At 75.1% G+C, this 22,371-nt stretch carries 16 protein-coding genes and 1 pseudogene; 9 read left to right on the forward strand and 8 right to left on the reverse strand.

All coding sequences use genetic code 11. From position 1 onward, the window contains the following. Positions 1–14 precede the first annotated feature (14 nt). Positions 15–2,102 (forward strand): glycoside hydrolase family 31 protein, encoded by a 2,088-nt coding sequence (locus GJV82_RS03170; protein WP_318657223.1) that lies wholly within the window; start codon positions 15–17, stop codon positions 2,100–2,102. A 309-nt stretch (positions 2,103–2,411) separates the two neighbouring features. Next, on the forward strand, positions 2,412–5,180 hold the full coding sequence (locus GJV82_RS20620; RefSeq protein WP_196217170.1) for a LamG-like jellyroll fold domain-containing protein: 2,769 nt from the start codon (positions 2,412–2,414) through the stop codon (positions 5,178–5,180). 154 nt (positions 5,181–5,334) lie between these two features. On the opposite strand, the gene GJV82_RS03180 is transcribed toward GJV82_RS20620, so the two are convergent. Together GJV82_RS03180 and GJV82_RS03185 are read right to left on the reverse strand one after the other, a co-directional pair. After that, entirely contained in the window at positions 5,335–6,777 is a 1,443-nt protein-coding gene (locus tag GJV82_RS03180) for an L-serine ammonia-lyase (protein ID WP_155098200.1), read from the reverse strand. A gap of 153 nt (positions 6,778–6,930) precedes the next feature. Next, positions 6,931–7,602 carry a DNA-3-methyladenine glycosylase I gene (locus tag GJV82_RS03185; protein WP_155098201.1) on the reverse strand — a complete coding sequence of 224 codons (672 nt, stop codon included), beginning with the start codon at positions 7,600–7,602 and terminating at the stop codon, positions 6,931–6,933. 421 nt (positions 7,603–8,023) lie between these two features. Between GJV82_RS03185 and GJV82_RS03190 the strand changes: the two genes are divergently transcribed. Then, a complete protein-coding gene (locus GJV82_RS03190) occupies positions 8,024–10,687 on the forward strand; it encodes a galactose-binding domain-containing protein (protein ID WP_196217171.1) in 2,664 nt (887 codons plus the stop codon). A gap of 133 nt (positions 10,688–10,820) precedes the next feature. Here the strand turns inward: GJV82_RS03190 and GJV82_RS03195 are convergent, their stop codons facing one another. After that, positions 10,821–11,171, reverse strand: coding sequence for a transcriptional regulator (locus tag GJV82_RS03195; protein WP_024841382.1), 351 nt, complete (start codon positions 11,169–11,171; stop codon positions 10,821–10,823). Next, on the reverse strand, positions 11,168–11,635 hold the full coding sequence (locus tag GJV82_RS03200) for a hypothetical protein (RefSeq protein WP_024841381.1): 468 nt from the start codon (positions 11,633–11,635) through the stop codon (positions 11,168–11,170). The genes GJV82_RS03195 and GJV82_RS03200 overlap by 4 nt, the downstream gene beginning before the upstream one ends. 154 nt (positions 11,636–11,789) lie before the next feature. Here GJV82_RS03200 and GJV82_RS20405 point away from each other — a divergent pair, with 154 nt between their 5' ends. Together GJV82_RS20405 and GJV82_RS03210 are read left to right on the forward strand one after the other, a co-directional pair. Then, positions 11,790–13,211, forward strand: coding sequence for an ATP-binding protein (locus GJV82_RS20405; RefSeq protein WP_155098203.1), 1,422 nt, complete (start codon positions 11,790–11,792; stop codon positions 13,209–13,211). A 19-nt stretch (positions 13,212–13,230) separates the two neighbouring features. Continuing rightward, complete coding sequence (locus GJV82_RS03210) at positions 13,231–14,949, forward strand: tetratricopeptide repeat protein (protein WP_155098204.1); 1,719 nt, start codon at positions 13,231–13,233, stop codon at positions 14,947–14,949. 57 nt (positions 14,950–15,006) lie between these two features. Here GJV82_RS03210 and GJV82_RS03215 read toward each other — a convergent pair whose 3' ends face one another. Then, on the reverse strand, positions 15,007–15,894 hold the full coding sequence (locus tag GJV82_RS03215; RefSeq protein ID WP_155098205.1) for a TetR/AcrR family transcriptional regulator: 888 nt from the start codon (positions 15,892–15,894) through the stop codon (positions 15,007–15,009). A gap of 122 nt (positions 15,895–16,016) precedes the next feature. On the opposite strand from GJV82_RS03215, the gene GJV82_RS03220 reads away from it, so the two are divergent. The 3 genes from GJV82_RS03220 to GJV82_RS03230 all read left to right on the forward strand — a co-directional run bounded on the left by GJV82_RS03220 (position 16,017) and on the right by GJV82_RS03230 (position 18,574). Beyond that, a complete protein-coding gene (locus GJV82_RS03220) occupies positions 16,017–17,066 on the forward strand; it encodes an ATP-binding cassette domain-containing protein (protein WP_155098206.1) in 1,050 nt (349 codons plus the stop codon). Then, the gene (locus tag GJV82_RS03225; protein WP_155098207.1) at positions 17,063–17,911 is read left to right on the forward strand and encodes an ABC transporter permease; all 849 of its coding nucleotides are present in this window, start codon (positions 17,063–17,065) and stop codon (positions 17,909–17,911) included. The genes GJV82_RS03220 and GJV82_RS03225 overlap by 4 nt, the downstream gene beginning before the upstream one ends. A gap of 291 nt (positions 17,912–18,202) precedes the next feature. Continuing rightward, the gene (locus GJV82_RS03230; protein WP_024841375.1) at positions 18,203–18,574 is read left to right on the forward strand and encodes a helix-turn-helix domain-containing protein; all 372 of its coding nucleotides are present in this window, start codon (positions 18,203–18,205) and stop codon (positions 18,572–18,574) included. Positions 18,575–18,613: 39 nt separating this feature from the next. Here the strand turns inward: GJV82_RS03230 and GJV82_RS03235 are convergent, their stop codons facing one another. Continuing rightward, positions 18,614–18,985 carry a hypothetical protein gene (locus tag GJV82_RS03235; protein WP_225873031.1) on the reverse strand — a complete coding sequence of 124 codons (372 nt, stop codon included), beginning with the start codon at positions 18,983–18,985 and terminating at the stop codon, positions 18,614–18,616. A 757-nt stretch (positions 18,986–19,742) separates the two neighbouring features. After that, positions 19,743–19,871, reverse strand: coding sequence for a hypothetical protein (locus tag GJV82_RS20410; RefSeq protein WP_263971378.1), 129 nt, complete (start codon positions 19,869–19,871; stop codon positions 19,743–19,745). A gap of 114 nt (positions 19,872–19,985) precedes the next feature. Here GJV82_RS20410 and GJV82_RS03240 point away from each other — a divergent pair, with 114 nt between their 5' ends. Beyond that, a complete protein-coding gene (locus tag GJV82_RS03240; RefSeq protein ID WP_051471795.1) occupies positions 19,986–20,654 on the forward strand; it encodes a hypothetical protein in 669 nt (222 codons plus the stop codon). Between the two features lie 253 nt (positions 20,655–20,907). On the opposite strand, the pseudogene GJV82_RS03245 reads toward GJV82_RS03240, so the two are convergent. After that, positions 20,908–22,371, reverse strand: a pseudogene (locus GJV82_RS03245) (hypothetical protein); the annotation flags it as partial.

The following is a 22,371-nucleotide window of genomic DNA, read 5'->3' on the forward strand; positions in this document are numbered from 1 at the left end:
TCGAAGGAGACCCGGTGACCACCGATCACCCGACCGAGAGCCCCGTGCGGGCCGACGGCACGCGCCTGGAGTGGCGCGGCGGCGGCGAGACGCTCGTCGTCGAGCCGTGGGGGCCCGACGCCGTGCGCGTCCGCGCGACCCTCATGGGGGACGTCGTGGACAGCGAGCACGCGCTCCTGCCGCGCGAGCAGGTCCCGCCCGCGCCCGACGCGCGCGTCGAGCTGCGCGCCGACGGCGCGACCCTCGTCACGGGCGCGCTGCGCGTCGAGCTCCGCGTCACGACGTGGTTCCACGAGCCCGTGGGGTACGAGCGCTCGCACTGCGAGGTCGCGTTCTACGACCGCGAGGGCCGCCTGCTCCTGCGCGAGCTCGACCGGGGCGGCTCGCTCGACCTCCAGGCGCGCCGGTTCCGCCCGCGCCTCGGCGGCGACCTCGAGCTCACGGCGTCGTTCGAGTCGGACCCCGACGAGAAGCTCTACGGGATGGGGCAGTACCAGCAGCACGTCCTCGACCTCAAGGGGTCGACGTTCGAGCTCGCGCACCGCAACTCCCAGGCGAGCGTGCCGTTCGTGCTGTCGAGCGCCGGGTACGGGTTCCTGTGGAACGACCCGGCGATCGGCCGGGCCACGTTCGCGCGCAACCGCACCGAGTGGCACGCGGAGGCGACGCGCCAGCTCGACTACTGGGTGACGGCCGGCGACTCGCCCGCGCAGATCACGCGCGCGTACGCCGACGCGACCGGGCACGCGCCGATGATGCCGGAGCGGGGGCTCGGGTTCTGGCAGTGCAAGCTGCGCTACTGGAACGCGGAGCAGCTCCTCGACGTCGCGCGCGAGCATCGCCGGCGCGGCCTGCCGCTCGACGTGATCGTCGCCGACTTCTTCCACTGGCCGCGCATGGGCGACTACCGGTTCGAGGAGGAGTTCTGGCCCGACCCGGCGGGCCTCGTCGCCGAGCTGCGCGAGCTCGGCGTCGAGCTCATGGTCTCCGTCTGGCCGCAGGTCTCGGTCGAGTCGGAGAACTACTCCCACCTGCGGCGCGAGAACCTCCTCGTGCGCGCCGAGCGCGGCCTCGACGTGCAGATGGCGTTCCAGGGGCCGAGCGCGTTCCTCGACGTGACGAACCCCGAGGCGCGGCGCTGGCTGTGGGAGACGTGCCGTCGCAACTACGGCAGCCTCGGGGTGCGCACGTTCTGGCTCGACGAGGCCGAGCCGGAGTACGGGGTCTACGACTTCGACGCCTACCGCTACCACCTCGGGTCGAACCTGCGGGTCGGCAACCTGTACCCGCAGCTCTACGCGCGCGCGTTCTGGGACGGTCAGCGCGCGGACGGCGAGGAGGAGGTGGTCAACCTCGTGCGGTGCGCGTGGGCGGGCAGCCAGCGGTACGGCGCGCTCGTGTGGTCCGGAGACATCAGCTCGACGTGGCAGGACATGGCCCGCCAGGTCACCGCGGGCATCCACATGGGGGTCGCGGGCATCCCGTGGTTCACCACGGACATCGGCGGGTTCCACCGCGGCGACGTCTCCGACCCGGCGTTCCACGAGCTCCTCGTGCGCTGGTTCCAGCTCGGCGCGTTCAGCCCGGTGATGCGCCTGCACGGCGACCGCCTGCCGTACGAGGACGTGACCGCCGCGGACGGCTCGCCCCGCCTGCGCTCGGGCGGGCCCAACGAGCTGTGGAGCTTCGGCGAGGACGTGTACCGCGTGCTGGAGCGCTACGTGCACCTGCGCGAGGCGCTGCGCCCGTACCTGCGCGACGTGATGCGCGCCGCGCACACGGACGGCCAGCCCGTCATGCGCGGGCTCTTCCACGACTTCCCGGACGACCCGCGCGCGTGGGACGTGGACGACCAGTTCCTCCTCGGCCCGGACGTCCTCGTGGCGCCGGTCCTGGAGGCCGGGGCGCGCGAGCGCGACGTCTGGCTGCCCGCGGGCGCGCGGTGGACCGACGCGGCGACCGGCGAGGTGCACGACGGCGGCCGGACGGTCCGCGCGCAGGCGCCGCTCGACGTCGTCCCCGTCTTCCTGCGCGACGGCGCGCTGGACCACGTCGTCGGCCGCACCACGGGCGCGGTCCCGCCGGGCGCACCCGTTCCCTGACGCGGTGGGGCGCGCGGTGCCGCGCGCCCCACCCCCGTGCTCGGGACAGGCCGGTCGTCGAACCGGTTCGACCGACGATCGCCCGGCCGGAGCACGAGATCGGACGAAGACGTCCGAGACCACTCGGCGCGCGGGGCAGCCAGTCGCCACCGCACGCACCGACTCGTCGACGGAAGGAGGAACCCCAGGACGGTCGCCTCTGCGCGGCCACGCACGGAGCCGGCGCCCGCAGCACGTGGACCCGGCAGCACGGACCGACGGGGTGCGTCGCGCACCCCGGACCCGCTTCCCACGACGGAGGACTTACCCGTGTCACGCAGAACCACCACACCCGCGCCCCGCGCGCGACGCCGCACCGCCGCGGCCGTCTCCGCGGCCCTGGTCGCCCCGCTCGCCCTCACGGCGGCCGGGATCGGCGTCTCCGCGACGTCGGCGACGGCAGCGCCCGGCCCGGCCTCGACGCTCGTCGTCGAGGCCGACCAGCCCTTCCGGGACGTGTCGCACGTCGCGACGGGATCGCTCTACGGGATCGCCGACGAGGGCGTCCCGTCCGACGACCTCATCGCACCCATCAAGCCCAACACCTTCATGCAGATGCCGCCCAACGGCCGGCAGCAGCCGACCGGTGACACCGCGAAGGTGTGGCGCACGGCCGAGCGCCACGGCGCCGGGATCGTCGTGCGCATCATCGACTACTACCCGGGCTGGCCGTACCAGTTCAGCTGGGAGACCACGGCCGACCGCAAGGGCTGGGAGGACGTGATCCGCGACGTCGTCGCCGACGTCGAGGCGTCGGGCGCGACGAACGTCGTGGCCTACGCGCCGTTCAACGAGCCCGACATCACGTGGCGCACGGAGAACGGCGACTTCCTCGACGCCTGGAAGTTCACGTACGACGTGCTGCGCGAGGAGATCGGCCCCGACGTCCCGATCCAGGGCCCCAGCTTCTCGGACAACATCTCGCGCATGCGCGAGTTCCTCGAGTTCGCGAAGGAGACGGACACCGTCCCCGACGTGCTCGAGTGGCACGAGCTCATCCGGGCGTCCAAGACGAAGGGCGACGTCGAGTCCGTGCGCGCCATGCTCGACGAGCTCGGCCTGCCCGACCTGCCCATCGACATCGCGGAGTACGCCTCCCCGCAGGAGGTCGGCCTGCCCGGCCCGCTCGTCGGCTACATCGCCGAGCTCGAACGGCACGGCATCCACCGCGCCGAGCTCGCGTTCTGGAACCAGTCCGGGACCCTGGGAGACCTGCTCGTCTCCCGCGGCGGCGCCCCCAACGGCGCGTACTGGCTCTACACCTGGTACGCGGACATGGAGGGCCAGATGGTCACCACGGTGCCGCCGTCGAACGAGAGCCCGCTCGACGGCGCCGCGTCGGTCAACGACGCGCGGGACGAGGTGAAGATCATCGCGGGCGGCAACAGCGGCCCGACGTCGATCGTCGTCAACGGCCTCGACGAGCTCGCGCTCGGCGACACCGTGAACGTCACGCTCGAGACGACGCCGTCGTACGGGCGCACCGTCCCGACGCCCGGCCCGATCACGATCTCGGAGACGACGTACGAGGTCGGCGACGACGGCTCGATCACCGTGCCCGTCGTCATGAACCCGGCCTACGGCTACCACGTGGTCGTCACGCCCGCGGCCGAGACGCCGGACCTCGCCGGCACCTACACGCTGACCAACCGCAACAGCGACCTCGTGCTCGACACGGCTGACGGCGGCACGACGCCGGGGACGCCGGTCGTCCAGGCCGAGGCCGACGGCGGCCCCACCCAGGCGTGGCGGGTCGAGGACGCGGGCTCCGGCCTCTACCGCGTCGTCAACGCCGCCACCGGGCTCGTGCTCGGCGTCGAGGGCGGGTCGACCGAGACGGGCGCGGCCGCGGTCGTCCGCGAGGACGACGGGAGCGAGGACCAGCTCTGGCAGCTCGTCCCCGACCCCGAGGGGCGCGTCCGGCTCGCGAACTACGGCACCGGGCTCACGCTCGGCGTCGGCGACATGAGCACCGAGCCCGGGGCGCCGGTCATCCAGTGGACCGACGGGTCTCCGACGTCGAACTGCCGCGCCGACGGCGACCGCCGACCGGGCCGGATCGGCACCGCGCTCGACTTCTGCCAGAGCGCGTCGTACGTGACGCTGCCGAACGGCACCCTCGGCGATCTCGACGGCGACTGGTCCGTCTCGACGTGGATCAAGCCGTCCGCGCTCCCCACCTGGGCCCGCGTGCTCGACCTCGGGGCGAGCTCGAGCCGGAGCATGTTCCTCACGGTCAACGCGGGCAACGGCCCGCGGTTCGCCATCACGACGAACGGGGCCGGCGGCGAGCAGCAGCTCAACTACAGCGGCCAGAACTTCGCGCTCGACCAGTGGTCCCACGTGGCGATCACCGTCGCCGGGACCACGGGCACGATGTACGTCAACGGGCAGGCCGTCGCGACCGGCACGATCACCACGTCGCCCGCCGAGCTCGGCGACACGACCGGGCGCAACTACCTCGGCAAGTCGCAGTACGGCAGCGACCCCGCGTTCGACGGCGCGATCGACGACTTCGCGCTCTACGGCCGCGCGCTCTCGGCCGAGGACGTCGCGGCGCTCGCGTCGGGCCAGCCGGCGGACGGCGACGTGCTGCACTACGCGTTCGACGAGACCGGGGGCGCGACCGTCACCGACTCGTCCGGCAACGGCCGGGACGGCACCGTCACGGTCGGCGGCGGCGCGGGCGGCACCACCACGGCGACCGACGAGGCCACCGCCGACCGGTTCTGGACCCTCACCCCCGCGGGGGCGGGTTCCGACCTGGCCGTCGACGTCGTCGCACAGCCCCGCTGCCTCGCCGGCGCGCCCTACCTCGCGGTCCGGGCGACCAACGCCGACGAGGTCCCGCTCGACGTCGAGCTCTCGACGCCCTACGGCGAGAAGACCTTCACCGCCGTCGCGCCCGGCGCCAACGCGTACCAGTCGTTCGCGGTCCGCGGCGACGCCGAGCCGGGCGTCGCCACCGTCACCGTGACGGCGGACGACGGCCGTGAGGCGACCGTCCGGGCGTCGTACGACGCACCCACCTGCGGCTGACAGGCCGCGCAGCACCGTCCGATGCACGTCGAGCCCCGCACCCGGTGCGGGGCTCGACGTGTGCCTGCCACCGCGCCGGCGTCGCGGGCGCTCCGGCTCAGCACTGGTGCTCGTGGTCGTGCTGTGCCTGCGCTGGCTTCGCGGGCGCTCCGGCTCAGCACTCGACGACGTTGACCGCGAGGCCGCCCGTCGACGTCTCCTTGTACTTGGTCGACATGTCCACCCCGGTCTGGCGCATGGTCTCGATGACGGTGTCGAGCGAGACGACGTGCGAGCCGTCGCCCTGCAGCGCGAGGCGCGCGGCGGAGACGGCGGTGCACGCGGCGATCGCGTTGCGCTCGATGCACGGCACCTGGACGAGCCCGCCGACGGGGTCGCACGTGAGGCCGAGGTTGTGCTCCATCGCGATCTCCGCCGCGTTCTCGACCTGCGCCGGCGTGCCCCCGAGCACCGCGCACAGCGCCCCCGCGGCCATCGAGCACGCCGAGCCGACCTCGCCCTGGCACCCGGCCTCCGCGCCGGAGATCGACGCGTTGCGCTTGTACAGCGCGCCGATCGCCGCCGCCGTGAGGAGATACGTGCGCATCGCACGCCGCCGCCGGGCCGGGTCGGCGGCGACGTCCGGGTGGGTGCGCAGGAAGTGCCGGCCCACGGCGGGGATGATGCCCGCGGCGCCGTTCGTCGGGGCGGTGACGACGCGCCGCCCGTCGGCGTTCTCCTCGTTGACGGCCATGGCGAACGCCTGGAGCCACTCGATCGTCGTGTCGGCGCCGCGCTCGTCGGCGGCCTCGAGACGCTCGCGCTGGGCCCGCGCCCGGCGGCGGACCGCGAGGCGGCCCGGCAGCACGCCGTCCCGGTCGAGACCCGCGTCGACGCACGCGCTCATCGCGTCCCAGATGCGGTCGAGACCCGCCTCGACCTCGCTCGCGGGCCGCAGCGCCGACTCGTTCGCCCAGGCCACCGCGGCGATCGACGTGCGCTCGCGTGCGCACACCGCGAGCAGCTCGGCGGCGTTCGCGAACGGGTACGGCACCCCGGTCGGCTCGTCGCGCGGGTCGACAGGCTCGCCCGCGAGCTCCGCGCCGACCTGCGCGGCCTCGGTCGTCGCGGCCGCCTCGAGCTCGGCCGCGGTGAGCACGAACCCGCCCCCGACGGAGTAGTACGCCTCCTCGGCGAGCACGTCCCCGGCGGCGTCGAGCGCCGTGAAGCGCATGCCGTTGGGGTGGCCCGGCATGCGCGTCAGGGGTGCGAGACGCACGTCGGCGCGGGACATCGTGACGCGGTGGCGGCCGAGCAGCGGCACGGAGGCGCCGTCGCCGAGCTTCTCCCACGAGCCGGGCACGACGTCCGGGTCGCACGTCTGAGGGTCCAGGCCCAGCAGGCCTGCCACGACCGCGTCCGGCGTCCCGTGCCCCACGCCCGTCGCACCGAGCGACCCGCACAGCATGACGCGCAGTCCGGCCACCCGGTCGAGCATGCCCCGCTCCGCGAGCGCGGTGACGAACGCCGTCGCCGCCCGCATCGGCCCGACCGTGTGCGAGCTCGACGGCCCCACGCCGATCGAGAAGAGGTCGAGGACCGACACGTACGTGCTCATGCGGTCCATCGTCGCACCGCACCACGAGCCCGGGCGGTCGTCGGGCGCCCCGTCGGCCGGCGCCCGGAGCGCCCGGCCACCCCGTGGCCGCCTCGGGACAGGTGTTCGGCCCGGACGTGCGTCCCCCCGAGGGCGTCTCCGTCGTCGACGTCCCTAGCGCGAGCCCTCGCCCGCCGAGGAGGCCCCGGCGGCGCCCGGCCGGCGTCGGAGGGCGACGGGGCACGTCGCGAGGTGGTCGTCCACGAGCCCGCACGCCTGCATCGCGGCGTAGGCGGTCGTCGGCCCGACGAACCGGAACCCGAGCTTCTTGAGCGCCTTCGACAGCGCGGTCGACTCGGGCGTGGAGCCCGGGACGTCTCCCCATGCGACGGGGCGGTGGGCCCGGGGCGGGGGCGCGAACGACCACACGAGCTCGTCGAGCGTGCGCCCGCTGTCGTGGAGCGCGACCAGGGCGCGCGCGTTGTCGATCGTCGCGCCGATCTTCTGCCGGTTCCGGATGATGCGGGCGTCGCCGAGCAGCCGATCGACGTCCTGCTCCCCGAACCCGGCCACGACCTCCGGGTCGAACCCGGCGAACACCTCGCGGAACGCGGGGCGCTTGCGCAGCACCGTGATCCAGGACAGGCCGGACTGGAAGCCCTCCAGCGCCAGCCGCTCGAGCAGCGCGGTGTCCCCGTGGACCGGGACCCCCCACTCGGTGTCGTGGTACTCCTCGTAGAGCGGGTCCCCGTCGCCGAAGCACCGCGCCCCGACGGGCGGCTGCTCGGGTACGTCGTCGGGGACCGCGAGGGGCGTCGTCGGCGCGGAGCCGGTCTCGGTCGTCATGGCACCACTGTGCCCCGCCCTGCCGACACGGCGCGCGCCCCCTCAGCGCCCTGTGGACGGGACTGCCGCCGCCGTGCCCTGTGGTCGGCTGGACTCGGCGCGAGGCGAGATCGGCATCTCCGTCCGGGATCGGCACGTGCGACTGCCGATCCCGGCACGAACCGCCGAAGTCGGCCCGGACCGCCCGTCAGGCCGCGGCGGTGACGGGGACGTCCGGCGCTGCGGACCCTCCCTGCGGAGGGACGGCCGGATGTCTGCGAGGACGCGTTGCGTGTTTCTGCGTGTTTTGGCCAAGGTATTGACAGACTCTTCCACCTCCGCTGAACTGGCGCCGGACGGGTTCGTACCCCTTCCGAACGAACGGAAACGTCACCAGCGGGAACGGCGCGCGACGCCCGGTTCCCGGACCAACGGAGGTCCCATGCAGCACGCGTCCGCACGTCGACCCGACCCCACGCCCCCGAGACCGGGCTCCGCGCGCCGCCCGCGCGCCGCGGCGACGGCCGCCGTCACCGTCGCCGGCCTCGCCGCCGTGGCCGCGCTCACGACGACCGCGCCCGCGCTCGCCGACGAGCCGGTCAACGCCGCGCCGCTCGTCGTGCCGTCCCTGCGCGAGTGGACCGGCGGCACGGGCGAGTTCCGCCTCGACGACGGCGCGCGCGTCGTCGTGCCCGCCGCGCTCTCGGACCTCGGTGAGCAGCTCGCGGACGAGGTCCTCGAGCTCACGGCGCACCGCGTGGACGTCGCGGTCGGCGCGGAGCCGCGCGACGGCGACGTCGTCCTCGTGCTCGACCCGGCGCTCGGGCACGCGCCCGGCGGCGAGCGGTTCGACGAGGAGGGCTACGCGCTCGACGTCGATCCCGACGTCCTGACGATCACCGCCCCCACGCGCACGGGCGTCTACTACGGCACGCGCAGCGTGCTCCAGGTGCTCGTGCAGGACGACGCGCGCTCGGCCGTCCCGGTGGGGGAGAGCCTCGACTGGCCGGACTACGAGACGCGCGGCTTCATGCTCGACGTGGGGCGGCGGTTCTTCACGCCCGAGTTCGTGCGCGACTACATCGCGATGATGGGCTGGTTCAAGCTCAACGAGTTCCAGATCCACCTCATGGACAACGAGATCAGCCCGGCGGGCGGGGACTGGTCGGCGGCGTACGACGGCTTCCGCCTCGCGAGCGACGACCCGGCGTTCGCGGGTCTCGCGTCCACGGACGGCGCGTACGACCGCGAGGACTGGCAGTCGTTCGAGGACGCGGCCGCGGCCCACGGGGTGCAGATCGTCCCCGAGATCGAGGGTCCGGCGCACGCCCGGTCGGTCATCCGGTGGAAGCCGGAGGTCGGGCTCGCCGGCGGCAACTCGGACCACCTCGACCTCGCGAACCCGGAGACGACCGCCACGATGAAGGCGATCTACGACGAGTTCGTGCCGTGGTTCGAGGGCCCCGACGTGCACATGGGCGTGGACGAGTACTTCGCGTCGCCCGCGCTGTTCCGCGAGTACTTCAACACGATGGCCGCGCACCTGCGCGACCTCGGCAAGCACCCGCGCGCGTGGGGCAGCTTCACGCAGATGCACGGCAGCGCGGCGGGCTACGACCGCGACGTGACGATCAACGCCTGGAACAACGGGTGGTACTCGGGCGCGTCGGCCGTCGCCGACGGGTACGACTTCATCAACACCAACGACGCCACTCACTACGTGGTCCCGTTCGCGGACTACTACCACGGCAACGGTCTCGACGACCGGTGGATCTACGAGACGTGGCTGCCGCACGTGGCGGGCAACGTCACGGTCGCTCCCGGCGCGCCGCAGGGCGCGATGTTCGCGGTCTGGAACGACCTCGTGCACGCCGACTACACCGAGCAGGACGTGCACGGCCTCGTCGAGCTGACCTTCCCCGCGATGGCGCAGAAGACGTGGGCCGCCCGCACGCCCGACCTCCCGTTCTCCGGCTTCTCGGCGCTGACGCGCACGCTGGGCCTCGGGCCGGGGATCGACGTCGTCGAGTTCACGGGCGGCAGCGAGCGCCCCGGCGAGCTGAGCCACGGTGCCGAGGTGACGGCGTCCTCCGCCGACGCCGGGCACGACGCCGCGCACCTCACCGACGGGCAGACGACGACGCGCTGGGCCACGGCAGCGACGGACCCGGCCACGATCACGGTCGACCTGGGGGCGCCGCAGCGCGTCGGCGCGGTCGAGGTCGAGTGGACGACGGCGCACCCCGCCTCGTACGACGTCGAGACGTCGCTCGACGGCTCGGCCTGGACGCGCGCCGCGCGTCACACGGTGGCGGGTCCCGGCGTCGACCGCGTCGACCTGCCGGGCGACGCCGCTCGGTGGGTGCGGCTGACCGCCGTCGTGCCGGCGACCGACCAGGGTCTGGGGGCGTGGCGCCTGTCGGTGCTCGGGCGCCCGGACCTCGCGCTGGGCGCGGCGGTGACGGCGTCGGGCACCGAGCCGGGCACGACGTTCGTGCCCGCCCACGCCGTGGACGGCGACCCGAGCACGCGCTGGTCCGCGGACTACTCCGCGCAGCCGTGGCTCGCGGTCGACCTCGGCGAGCCGCGCACGATCGACGAGGTGACGCTGCGGTGGGAGCGGGCGTCCGCGTCCGGCTTCCGCCTCGACGTGTCCGACGACGGGACCACGTGGACCGAGGTCGCGTCCCGCACGGGCATGGAGGCGGCCGCGCGGACCGACGTCGTGACCGTCGAGCCGACGACGGCGCGGCACCTGCGCGTGACCGTGACCGCGAAGGCGATGGAGCCGTGGCTGTCGCTGTACGACGTCGAGGTGCGCGGCACGACGCCCGGCGGCGCGGAGATCGACGCCGAGGCGACCGTGCGGTGCCTGGCCGGCACGGCGTACGTCGCGGTGGTGGTGCGGCCCGAGGAGACGGCGGACGTGGCGATCACGACGGCGCACGGGTCGCGCACGTTCGCGGACGTCGCCCCGGGCCGGGCCGCGTACGCGACGTTCTCGGCGCGCGCCGGTCAGGTCGCGGCGGGGACGGCGCAGGTGGAGGTCACGACGGACGGGGGTGTCGCGACGGCGGACGTCCCGTACGCCGGGGCGACGTGCTGAGCGCCTGAGCCGCCGCCCGTGAGCGCGGGGGCGGCGTCCCCCGCCTGACGAGCACCGCACGACGGGCCCGGCAGCACCTGCTGCCGGGCCCGTCGTCGTCCCCGGCCGGGCCAGGGTGGCCGGCCCCGCCGGCTCAGTCGGCGGCGGCGGGCAGCGAGAGCTCGGCGATCGCGCGCAGCGCGGCGAGGTGCGAGCGCAGGGCGGCGGCCCCGGCGTCGGTCAGGCGGACGCGTGTGCGGGCCCGGCGCGCGACGCGGTCCTTCGTGATCTCCACGTAGCCGGCGTCCTCGAGCGCGGTGAGCTGCTTCGACAGGGCCGAGTCGGACACCTCGATGGTGTCGCGCAGCGTCGTGAAGTCGGCCCGCTCGACGCCCGAGAGCGCGGCGACGACGGACAGGCGCACGGGGGACTGGAGCACGTCGTCGAGCGCGTGGCGCGGGTGGTGCTCGACGTCGGACCTGCTCCCGGGGCGGTCGGCGGTCATGCGGGCACCGTCACGTCGCGCGGGACGGGGCGCCACGCCGCGAGGAGGAGCGGGACGGCGCTGACCAGCGCGGCCGGGACCCAGAACGTGACGAGACCCGGCCACAGGGTCGTCCCGACGAAGATGGTGACGCCGTAGACGACCGCCCACGTGATCGCGCCGGCGAAGATCCGGCGCGCGGTGCCCGGTGCGGTCGCGCCCTGGCGGTTGGCCCACGTGGTGCCGACGGCGACGATCACAGCCCAGGCGCCCATGCCGACGAAGAACCCGACGCGCCCGCCGAGCCCGATCGCCAGCACGAGGCCGACGCTCGCGACGGCCCACCCCGTGAGGTAGAGGCGGACCCAGCGCCACCCCTGGGCGCGCGTCCGTCCGGCGAGCCGCGAGACCCGTTCGAGGACCTCCGCCGCCTCGCGGGGGTCGGGGACGTGCGGCGGCGTGGCGGGCTGGTCGGCGCTGTTCATGCATGCCAGTCAAGCATCTACTTTCCAGACTGGCAAGTACTTGCCGTGGTGACTTCTCCCCCTGGTGGGCCGACGGCGGTCCGGGCAGACTGATCCCGGCACCGACCCAGCCCGGGGCGTGCGACGCCTCGACCCCCGCTCCCGGAGGAGACCCATGTCCGACGCCCTCGCCGCGCTCGCCGCCGCCGTCGCGGCAGCCCCCACGAGCGCACCGCTGCGCGTGCACTACGCGAGCCTCCTGCTCGCGGCCGGGCGGTCGGTCGAGGCGCTCGAGCAGGCGAGCGCCGCGCTGCGGATCGACCCTGCGGACGGCGAGGCGCTGCGCCTCGTGCAGGACTCCGCCGCCGCGGCGGCGACGCGTCCCGCGACCCCCGCGCCGGCCCCCGCGCCGGGCGCCGATCCAGCCCCTTCGCCCGCCCCGGCGCCGGCGGCGGCGCCGGACGCGCCCGCGTCGGGCATCGACTGGGAGCGGCTCGAGGGTGAGCTCGACGTGCGCGTGCCGCCGCCGTTCGTGGACGGCGTCGACTCCACGCCCGGCCCGACGCCCGGCCCGACGCCCGGCCCGGCGTCGCCCCGCCCGACGTCGCCCGCCCCGGACGCGGACCGCCCGCACGACGCCCCGGGCACCGAGCCCACGGGCGGCAAGCCGTTCCTCGTCCCCGCGCGCGACGACGCACCCGACGACGGGTCGGGGCTGCTCGAGGTCTCGCGCGAGACGGTGACGCTCGCGGACGTCGGTGGGCTGGAGCCGGTGAAGAAGCGCATCCGCGAGGCGTTCCTCGAGCCGATGCGCAACCAGGCCATCGCGAGGGCGTTCGGCAAGTCGCTACGCGGGGGCCTCCTGCTCTACGGGCCGCCCGGGACGGGCAAGACGTTCATGGCGCGCGCCGTCGCGGGCGAGCTCGGCGCGCGGTTCCTCACCGTGACGCTCGCGGACGTCCTCGACAGGTACATGGGCGAGAGCGAGCAGAACCTGCACGACCTGTTCCAGAGGGCGCGCCGGCTCGCCCCGGCCGTCCTGTTCCTCGACGAGGTCGACGCGATCGGCGGCAGGCGCGCGCAGTACTCCGGCTCGTCGGGCATGCGGACGGTCGTCAACCAGCTCCTCCAGGAGATGGACGGCATCGGCTCCGACAACGACGGCCTGTTCGTCCTCGGCGCGACGAACCACCCGTGGGACGTCGACACGGCGCTCCTGCGCCCGGGACGGTTCGACCGCGTCGTGCTCGTGCTCCCGCCGGACGAGCCCGCGCGCGAGGCGATCCTGCGCCACCACCTCGCGGGCCGGCCGCTCGCGGGGATCGACCTGCGCGCGGTCGTCCGGCGCACCGACGGCTTCTCCGGCGCCGACCTCGAGCACCTCGCCGCGACGGCGGCCGAGAAGGCGATGATGGACTCGATCGCGACCGGCCAGGTCCGTCCGATCACGATGGCCGACCTGGAGTCGGCGCTCGCCGACGTGCGGCCGTCCACGACGGCGTGGCTCCAGTCCGCGCGCAACGTCGTGACGTTCGCGAACGACGACGGCCGCTACGACGACCTCGCCGCGTACCTGCGCGCGCGGCGCATGCTCTGAGCCGCCGAGGCCGCTGACGGTGACCACCACGACCGACCCGCGCGCCGTCGTCGCGCGCGCCGAGCTGCTGGTCCAGGCGGGCCGCGCCGAGCGTGCGCTCGACGAGGTCGACGCCGCGCTCGCCGCGGCGCCCGACGACCCGCGGCTGCTCGTGGTCGCCGCGTGGGTGCGCCTGCACCTGCAGCGGTCCGCCGAGGCCCTGCCGCTCCTCGAGCAGGTCGTCGGCGCCCGACCGGAGGCGGACGGCGCGTTCCACCTGCTCTCGGTCGCGCGCCAGAACACGGGCGACGTGCCCGGAGCGCGCGCTGCGGCGCGGCGCGCGCTCGAGCTCGACCCCGACGACGCGCGGTACCACCTGCAGCTCGCCGACGCCCACCTGTCGGGGCGCGTGCGTCACGCCGACCGGGCGCTCGCGCGCGAGCGGGTCGCCGCGGCGCTCGCGCTCGCGCCGCAGCACCCGGACCGCCTCGCGCAGGCCGCCCGGCTCTGGTCCCGCCTCGGGGACGACGACCGGGCGCGCGCCCTCGTGCGCCAGGGCCTCGCCGTCGCGCCCGAGCACGAGGACCTGCTCTACCTCGACGCGGCCCTCGCGCTCGACGCGAGCCGCAGCGCCCAGGGCTACCGCGGCGTCCTCGCCACGAACCCCGAGCACGCCGAGGCCGGGTTCCTGCTGCACCTGGGCGTGTGGCAGCAGGTGCTGCGGCTCGTCGAGATGCCGGTGCTGCTCGTCGGGGCGGTCGCCCTCGTCGTCGCGTTCGCGATGAGCGACGCGCACGTGGGCGGCGTGCCGCTGTGGGGGATCGTCGTGCTGCTCTGGACGGCGGTCACGGCGCTGCGCGTCGTGCCGGTCCTGCTCCAGGTGCCGCGCGGCCTCCTGCGCCGCACGCTGCGCCGCACGCCGCTGCGCGGCGGGACGGTCGTGGCGGTCGCCGTCGGTTGGGCGGGCGTCCTCGCGGGGCTCGTCCTGCTCTACGTCGTGCGCGACGCCGTCGCCGTCCGGTGGTTCCTCGTCGGGCTGGGGGTGGTGCTCGCGCTGACGACCGTGACCTCGGCCGTGCTGCACGCGGCGATGTTCACGCAGGCGCGCGAGCTCGGGTACCTGCCGCCGGGCGCGGCGGGCGCGGCGCGGGTCGCGGCCCTGCGCGCGAGCCTGCGGGGGGCGGTCGTGCGACGGGCGCTCGTCGTCGGCGTCGTCGCGGTCGTCGTGGCGAGCGTCGGCCCGGGCGCGGTCGCGCGCGAGGACGCGCGCCCCGTCGCGGCGCTGGCCGCGGTGGCGTACGTGCTGCCGCTCGTCGTGGGGATGTGGGCGGCATGGCGCGTCGCGGCCCGGCAGCGCGCGGCGTCCGACGAGCGTGCGCCGGTGAGCGCGGCCGCGGCGGTGCGCGCGGGGCTCGGTGCCGCGGTCCTCGTCGTGACCACGGTGCTGCTGCTCCTCGCCGAGGGGGCCGCGCTCGCCGCGCTGCCCGTCACCCCCGGCGAGCACGACGCCGACGGCCGCTACGTCCAGGCGCCGCGTTCCCCGCGGGACCCCGGCTCGGGCGTCGAGGAGTGCACCGGCCGTCCCGCCGGACGCCTCGCGTGCATCCAGGAGAACAACCGCGTCCGCCAGGAGGAGCTCCGCGACCGGATGGAGGAGCTGGACGTCCCGAGCATCGACGTCCCGACGTTCGACGTGCCGGAGCTGCCCGACCTGCCGGACGTCCGGGTGCCCGACGCCCCCGTCGAGCCGACCCCCTGACGCCCCGCACCCGGGGCCGCGCGCTCGCGGGGGCGTCCGCCTCGCGCCGCTCGGTCGTCAGGCCGTCCTTGCGGGCCCTGCCGAGCCCGGGCGCCCGCCCGTCCGCCGCGCGACGAACGCCTCGATCCCGTCGAGCACGATGTCGAGCCCGAACCCGACGTCGCTCTCCCAGTCGTCGGGCGCGGCCGGCGCCGGCTCCCAGGTCGTGAGCGCGCGCGTGAGCGCGGGGTACGTCTCGGGGTCGGCGAGCCGCGAGAGCACGAGCTCGTAGTCGGCGTACGGGTTCGCCGCGGCGAGCGCGCGCTCGTCGAGGTCGCGCTCGGGGGTGTCGCCGGGCAGTCCCTGGGCGCTGCGGACGGTCTCGGCCGCGGCCCGCCGCGTCTCGACCTGGACGCGGCCCTCGCCGAGCACGTGCTGCGCGAGGAGCCCGACGATCTGCAGCGTCTCGTCCATCGTGAGGCCGAGCGGCTCGAGCATCGCGAACGCGCGGTCGATCCAGCGCAGGCGGTGCGGTCCGACGGGCGCCGTGGTGAGCGGGAGGTCGAGGTACCAGGGGCGGGCGAGCACGCCCTCGATCTGGGCGCGCGTCCACGCCTCGAGCCCGGCGCGCCAGTCGCCCTCGGGGAGGGGCGGCAGGGTCAGGGACTCGGCCACCGCGTCGGCCATGAGGACGAGGAGCTCGTCCTTGCTCTCCACGTACCGGTACAGCGCCATCGAGGAGTACCCGAGCGACTCGGCGACGCGCGCCATCGAGACGGCGGCCAGGCCCTCGGCGTCGGCGAGGTCGACGGCGGCCCGGACGATCCGCTCGACGCTCAGCGCGGGCTTGGGGCCGCGTCGCGGGGGAGCGCTGCGTCCCCACAGGCGCGCGATCACGGGCGGCAGGTCCGCCGCCCGGTCCGGTCCGTCGGGGCCGCGCCGGTCGGCCGGGTCGCTCGTGCTCATCGCCCCATCCTCCCGCGGGCCTTGACCGCCCGCGAAACCGTGTCTACCGTACACAGAACAGCGGATCACATAAACAGTTTCTTCTCGACGCGGTACGCCACCGCCCGACCTCGGGAGCCCTCATGACCTCGGACGTGCTCGTCCACGCGCGCGGCCTGCGCAAGAGCTACGGCTCCCCCCGCCGGCCCGTGCGGGTGCTGGACGGCCTCGACCTCGCCCTGCACCGCGGCGAGGTCCTCGCCGTGCTCGGCCCCAACGGCGCGGGGAAGACGACGACCGTCCGCATCCTCGCGACGCTCCTGCGCCCGGACGCGGGCACCGCCACGGTCGCGGGCCACGACGTCGTGCGCGACGCCGCGCGCGTCCGCGGGCTCATCAGCCTCACCGGCCAGTACGCGGCGGTCGACGAGAAGCAGACCGGCCGCGAGAACCTCGCGATGATGGGTCGGCTCGCGCACCTGCCGCGCCGCGTCGTGCGGGCACGCGTCGACGACCTGCTCGACGCGTTCGACCTCGCCGGCGCCGCCGACCGCCGCGTCGGGGAGTACTCCGGCGGCATGCGCCGTCGGCTCGACCTCGCAGCGGGGCTCCTCACGCGCCCGCAGGTCATGTTCCTCGACGAGCCGACGACCGGCCTCGACCCGCGCAGCCGCCAGACCATGTGGGAGGTGGTCCGCGCCGTCGTCGCCGACGGCACGAGCCTGTTCCTCACCACGCAGTACCTCGAGGAGGCCGACCAGCTCGCCGACCGCGTCGCGCTCGTCGTCGACGGCCGCGTCGTCGCCGAGGGCTCCCCGTCCGACCTCAAGCGCCGCGTCGGCGACGCACGCGTCGAGCTCACCTTCGCCACCTCCGAGGAGGCGGCGCGGGTCGGGAGCACGTGGCCGGGAACGGACGCGCACGCCACCGTCCCCGGACCCGGACCCGACGTCGCGACCTCGTCGACGCTCCGCGTCCCGACCGACGGCTCCGTCGGTCACGTGCGCGACGTCCTCGCCGCCGTCGCCGCGACGGGCGCGGAGCCGGAGCGCTGGGAGGTGCGCGAGCCGACGCTCGACGACGTGTTCCTCACGCTCACCGGCCACGCCACCCGCGCCCGCGCCCCGCGCGACACCGGCTCGACCGCACCCGGCGCGGGCGCGCCGGCCGACCACGAGGAGACCGCAGCATGACCGCCCCGAGCCTCGCCGCGCCGTCGGGCACGACCCCGCGGCTCCCTGCCCCGACGCCCCGTCCCGGACGGCACGTGCTCGCCGACGCCGGCGCGATGGTCGCGCGGTCGCTGCGGCTGGTGCGGCGCGAGCCGGACGAGCTCGTCCTCGGCCTCGTGCTGCCCGTGATGCTCATGATCCTGTTCGTCTACGTGTTCGGCGGGGCCATGAGCGTCGGGACGGACTACGTCACGTACGCGACGCCGGGGATCGTGCTGCTGTGCGCGGGGTACGGCGCGTCCAACACGGCGATCGCGGTGGAGCAGGACATGTCCGGCGGCATCATGGACCGCTTCCGGTCGATGCCGATCGTGGCGTCGACGGTGCTCGTGGGGCACCTGGTCGCGAGCGTCGTGAAGAACCTCGTGACGACTGCCGTCGTGCTGGTCGTCGCGCTCCTCGTCGGGTTCCGACCGGTCGCGACGCCGCTCGAGTGGGTGGCCGCGGTGGGCGTCGTGGCGGCGTACGTCGTGGCGATCACGAGCGTCGCGGCGTTCGTCGGGGTCCTCGTGCGCTCGCCCGCGGCGGCGGGAGGGTTCGGCTTCTTCATGCTGTTCCTGCCGTACGTGTCGAGCGCGTTCGTGCCGCCGGTGACGATGCCGGCGTGGCTGCGGGGGTTCGCGGAGCACCAGCCGGTGACGTCCGTCATCGAGACGATCCGCGGCCTGCTCGTCGGGCTGGGGTCGGACGCCCGCCCCGTCACGGACCTGGGCACGACTGCGGTCCTCGCGCTCGCGTGGTGCGCCGGCCTGACCGTGGTGTTCCTCGGCGGCGCGGCCTGGGCGTTCGCGCGCCGCCGCCGCTGACCGCGGTCGTGCGCCGCCGCCGCCGCTGACCGCGGCCGTGCGTCGCCGCTAGTTCAGGGCGGCTGGGCACGTTGTGCCATGGAACCTCTCGGTCTACCTCGACGACCTCGCCGGAGGCTTGCAGGGGCCGTGATGCGCGCGCGAGAGTGATGTGTTTCATGTTGACCCCGTGTGACATAGATGTCACGATCGGCAGTGTTCGTATCGTAACGATGAAGCCCGATACGAACGCCGAACCATCATCACCAACACCATCACATCTCTTGCTCGTCACCCCAGGAGGTGACTGTTATGGCACGTACCGGACGCTTCTGGGACCGTCACAACCAGCGCATGCAGGACCCAGAGTCCGCGCGGCGCTTCGCCACCGAGCTCGCGCGCATCCGCGCGATCGACGAGGTGGTGAACACTCTTGCTGAGCAGATCGAAACTCTCGGACTGACCAAGGCTGACGTCGCGCGCGCGATCGGCGCAGAGTCGTCGACCGTACGGCGGCTGCTGTCCGCCTCGACCCGCAACCCGACCGTTGGCACAGTGGGAGAGATGGCGGCCGCCGTTGGACTCAAGCTGGTGCTCGTACCCATGAGTGAGGAAGAGCGGCGCGAGACAACCGAGCCCATGCTTGCGGGCGCGCGCGCCCACCATGAAGTTGCCGTGGCCTGACTGCCGAGGCGCACGATTCTCCACAGCCCCGTCCGATCGCTAGGCGATCGGGCGGGGCTGCGTCTTGCGGTACCGCTCCCCGAGAGAACGGATCTTCTTGTACTCCTTGTCGTCGATCACCGTGCCGCGGGCCTTGTCGCGGCCGTCGACGACGACCAGGAGCGGCTTCGCTCGACTTCTAGCCTTGGTGTCCAGAAGACAGAAGAGCCGGTAGTGGCGACGCTGGAAGTCCTTCCGAGCCTCGTACCACCCCCTCATGTCTCCGTGCATCGCCTCCCACATCCCACCGCCAGCGAACTTGTGGGGAGGCGAGGTGGCTACGGCAATGAGGATCGCCGCGAAGTCGTCTTGCACCGAGTCGGGGCAGGAGTCGAGGAAGTCCTCTGCGGGCATGCTCTCGTCGTCGTGCACGTAAAAGACGATGTCGTAGGCGTCCTCGCTGGGGGGAGGTTCTGCCTCCGCCTGGCTCTTCTGGCTGCAGGGGACGGTACTGGGTCTGGCCCACAGCCCCGCGCGCGCTCAGCGGCGTCAGCCCAGAGCCAGACCCAGCCCTCGCGCCCGTTCGGGTCGAGAAAGCGCACCTGGACCGGCTCGCCCGGCCCATGCAAGAGCCTCGCCGGCGACGCGGGTCCGGTCTGCCGCTTGTTGAGCCACGCAAGTTCGGGAAGGGGTTCTTCGGGCCGCACGATCGGTAGGCCGCGGCGTGCAAGCACGGGCGCGGGCTCAGCGTAGTCACGCAGCGCACGGTTTCGATGCTGGACGGCCAGCCGCCAGCCGGCGCTGTTCCCCGTCAAGGCGTCCGACGACTCGACCGACGCCGGACCGGAATCGCTGGCCCTGTCCGTCGAGGTGGCGCGCGAGAATCCCGACGCGACCGGCGCTAGCCTGGCCGACGAACTGACGCGTCGTGGCCGCCCGGTGAGCACCCGGTCCGGGCAGCGCTACCGAGCCCGAGCCCTCGATGCGCTGGCCGAGGTGCCCCAGTCCTTACGTGTCTAGCGCTGACCTCGCTCAACCACGCCATCGTGGCCGCGAGGTCACCCATCACCTGTTGCCGGTTCGCGGTGTACGTCGTGCCGTGCGGCTGGTCTTGGCTGGTGGCTGTCGTGTGCGGAGGGAGCTGAAATGAGACGTAGCCGGCGGACGTCGACGAGTTCCCACCAACCGATCATTCGACGGACGTCGCATCGACACCGCAGAGCTGCGTAACGCGCGCGGTGTTCACGATGAGGGTGTGATCCCGGCACAGCACGAGCAGGCGCCCGAGGTCGTGGTCGGCGTCGTCGAGGAACTGCAACGTGTCGGCGTAGCGGCCATCTGTGTCATCGCCTCGGGTGCCGCGACCGCGGGACGCGGCGCGCGCCCGGTGCGCAGCCGTGCGGGCTACCCGGGGCGGTGCGACGGTGGCGGGATGACGGGACTCGTGGAGGCGGTCGCGCGGCCCGCCGGGGCGGCGCTCGCGGCGGTGACCGGGACCGTGGCGCGCGTGCGCCGCGGGCGGCCGATGCACGCGCGGGGAGTGCTGCTGCGCGCGACGCTCGTGGTCGCGGAGGACGAGGCGGGCGCCGCCGTCGTGCCGCAGGGCCGGACCCCGGCGACGGTGCGTGTCTCGCTCGGAGCGGGTGCCCCGCGCGGCTGGCCGGACGTCGTCGGGGTCGCGGTGCGCTGGACCGACGACGGCGCGCTGCAGGACGTCCTCTTCTCGTCCTCCGGGCGGGGCCGGCTCACGCGCTGGGCGATGCTGCTGCGGCGCGAGCCGATGGGCGGGTGGTTCTCGACGCTCATGCCGCTGCGGTCGCCGCACGGGCCGCGCGTGCTCGCGCTGCGGCCGGACCGGGACGCGGCGCGCGCCCGGGGCGTCCCGGTGCTCGAGGTGCTGGAGGCGACACCGCTGGGGGAGTGGCACCGGTTCGGCGCGCTCGAGCTGCACGGCCCGGAGCGGGCCGAGCACGACGGCGACGACCTCCGCGTGCGGTTCGACCCCACGCGGCGCGCCCCGCGCCGGCTCGGCACCTACGCGTGGGAGGACGCGCTGCGCGACCCCGCGTACGCCGCGGCGCGGCGCCACGGCCGACCCTGAGCGGGCGCGGCACCCGAGTGCGATCGGCCCTGACCGGGCGCTGCACCGTGGGGCGCGCGCCGGGACGGGCGCCGGACCGCCAGGACGGCGGCCTCGCCCGCCGGGGTCCACGCCGGAGGGCACGAAAGAGGGCGGCGGTCCCGGAGTCCTGTCCACCGGGACCGCCGCCCGCGGGGGCGGCACCGTCGACGTGAGGCCGCCCCCGAGTCGTGGGCCGGGCGGCGAGCGCCGCCCGGCCGGGCGAGACGGTCGGTCAGACCGCCGCGAGCCGACGGCGCAGCCCGAGGCCCGCGACACCCGCGAGCACGGACCCGCCGACGAGCGCGGACATGCCGAGCGACAGCCGTCCGACCGGGCTGTTCTCGACGCTGTCCTTGAGCTCCGTCGTGCCGTCGGAGAGGGTGCCGGTGCCGGTGTGCAGCGTGGCCGCGCCCTCGGCGATCCGGGTGCTGCCGTCGTGCAGCTCGACGGCGCCGTCGGCGAGCGTCGAGGTGCCCGCGTGGAGCGTCGCGGAGCCCTCCGCGAGCGCCAGGTTGCCCGCCGCGAGGGTCGTCGCGCCGGTCGAGAGCGTCGTGAGGCCGTTCTGCAGGCGCAGCGTGCCGTCCTCGAGGCGCGTGGTGCCGTCGAGCAGGTCGCCCGCGCCCGTCCGCAGCCGGACGGTTCCGGCGGACAGGTCCGCGGCTCCGGTGCGCAGTCGGTCGGTCCCGGCGGACAGGTCGGCGGCGCCGGTCGCGGCGCGGGTCGTCCCGGCCCGGAGGTCCGCCGCGCCGGCCGCGGCGCGGGTCGTCCCGCCCCGCAGGTCCGTCGCGCCCGTCGCGAGCTCGGCCGCCCCGGTGGCGAGCTCGATCGTCCTGGCCGCGAGCTGGGCGTTGCCGGCCGCGATCCGGGAGGCGCCGTCGGCGAGGGTCCAGGTGCCCTGCGCGAGGGTCGACGCGGCCGTCGCGGCGCTGGCGTTGCCCTCGGCGACGTTCGCCGCCCCGGCCGCGACGTCCGAGGAGCCTGCGAGCAGCTCGCTCGCGCCCCCGGCGAGCTGGGCGGACCCGGCGGCGAGCTCGCTGGTCCCGGCGGCGAGGAGCACGCTGTTGGTCGAGATGTCGCTCGCCCCGGCGAGCACCGACTCGGCCCCGCCCGCGAGGGCCTGGGTGCCCTGCGCGAGGTCCTGCGCGCCGGCGGACACCTGCGCCGCGCCGGTGGCCACCGCGGCGGCGCCCCCGGCGACCTGCGTCGCGCCGTCGTGCGCGGACGCCGCTCCGGCGGACACCTCGGCGGCACCGGCGCGCAGCGAGGCGAGGCCGGCGTCGAGCTGCCTCGCGCCGTCGGCGGCGCCCGTGAGCCCGTCGCGCAGCGACGCCGCGCCGGTCACGAGCCCGGTGGCCCCGGCGTCGACCTGGGCGGCGCCGTCGCGGACGGAGCCGGCCGCACCGGCGAGCGCCTCGAGCTTCGCCCGGAGCGCGGGGTCGTCGGTCGCGGCGGCGAGGCCGGCGAGCTGCGTCGCGAGGCCGGCCGCCCCGTCGTGGACCTGGCCGGCACCGTCGGCGACGCCGCGCACGCCGTCGGCGAGCGCGACCGACCCCTGGCGGGCCGACTCGACGCCGCCCCGGAGGGCGGTCGCGCCGGCCGCGAGGTCCTCGGCACCGGCGGCGACGCCCTGGGCCCCGGGGGCGAGTCGCGCCGTGCCGTCGCGCAGTGCGGCCGCGCCGTCGGCCACGGTCCGGGC

Origin of the sequence: Cellulosimicrobium composti (assembly GCF_009711085.1) — a bacterium.
Lineage (GTDB): Bacteria > Actinomycetota > Actinomycetes > Actinomycetales > Cellulomonadaceae > Cellulosimicrobium > Cellulosimicrobium composti.

Coding starts and splice junctions, on each gene's coding strand:
- GJV82_RS03200 (WP_024841381.1), bottom strand. CDS start 11,635: ATGAACAGCGCCGACCAGCCCGCCACGCCGCCGCACGTCCCCGACCCC.
- GJV82_RS03195 (WP_024841382.1), bottom strand. CDS start 11,171: ATGACCGCCGACCGCCCCGGGAGCAGGTCCGACGTCGAGCACCACCCG.
- GJV82_RS03220 (WP_155098206.1), top strand. CDS start 16,017: ATGACCTCGGACGTGCTCGTCCACGCGCGCGGCCTGCGCAAGAGCTAC.
- GJV82_RS03230 (WP_024841375.1), top strand. CDS start 18,203: ATGGCACGTACCGGACGCTTCTGGGACCGTCACAACCAGCGCATGCAG.
- GJV82_RS03240 (WP_051471795.1), top strand. CDS start 19,986: ATGACGGGACTCGTGGAGGCGGTCGCGCGGCCCGCCGGGGCGGCGCTC.
- GJV82_RS20405 (WP_155098203.1), top strand. CDS start 11,790: ATGTCCGACGCCCTCGCCGCGCTCGCCGCCGCCGTCGCGGCAGCCCCC.
- GJV82_RS03180 (WP_155098200.1), bottom strand. CDS start 6,777: ATGAGCACGTACGTGTCGGTCCTCGACCTCTTCTCGATCGGCGTGGGG.
- GJV82_RS03190 (WP_196217171.1), top strand. CDS start 8,024: ATGCAGCACGCGTCCGCACGTCGACCCGACCCCACGCCCCCGAGACCG.
- GJV82_RS03185 (WP_155098201.1), bottom strand. CDS start 7,602: ATGACGACCGAGACCGGCTCCGCGCCGACGACGCCCCTCGCGGTCCCC.
- GJV82_RS03225 (WP_155098207.1), top strand. CDS start 17,063: ATGACCGCCCCGAGCCTCGCCGCGCCGTCGGGCACGACCCCGCGGCTC.
- GJV82_RS03215 (WP_155098205.1), bottom strand. CDS start 15,894: ATGAGCACGAGCGACCCGGCCGACCGGCGCGGCCCCGACGGACCGGAC.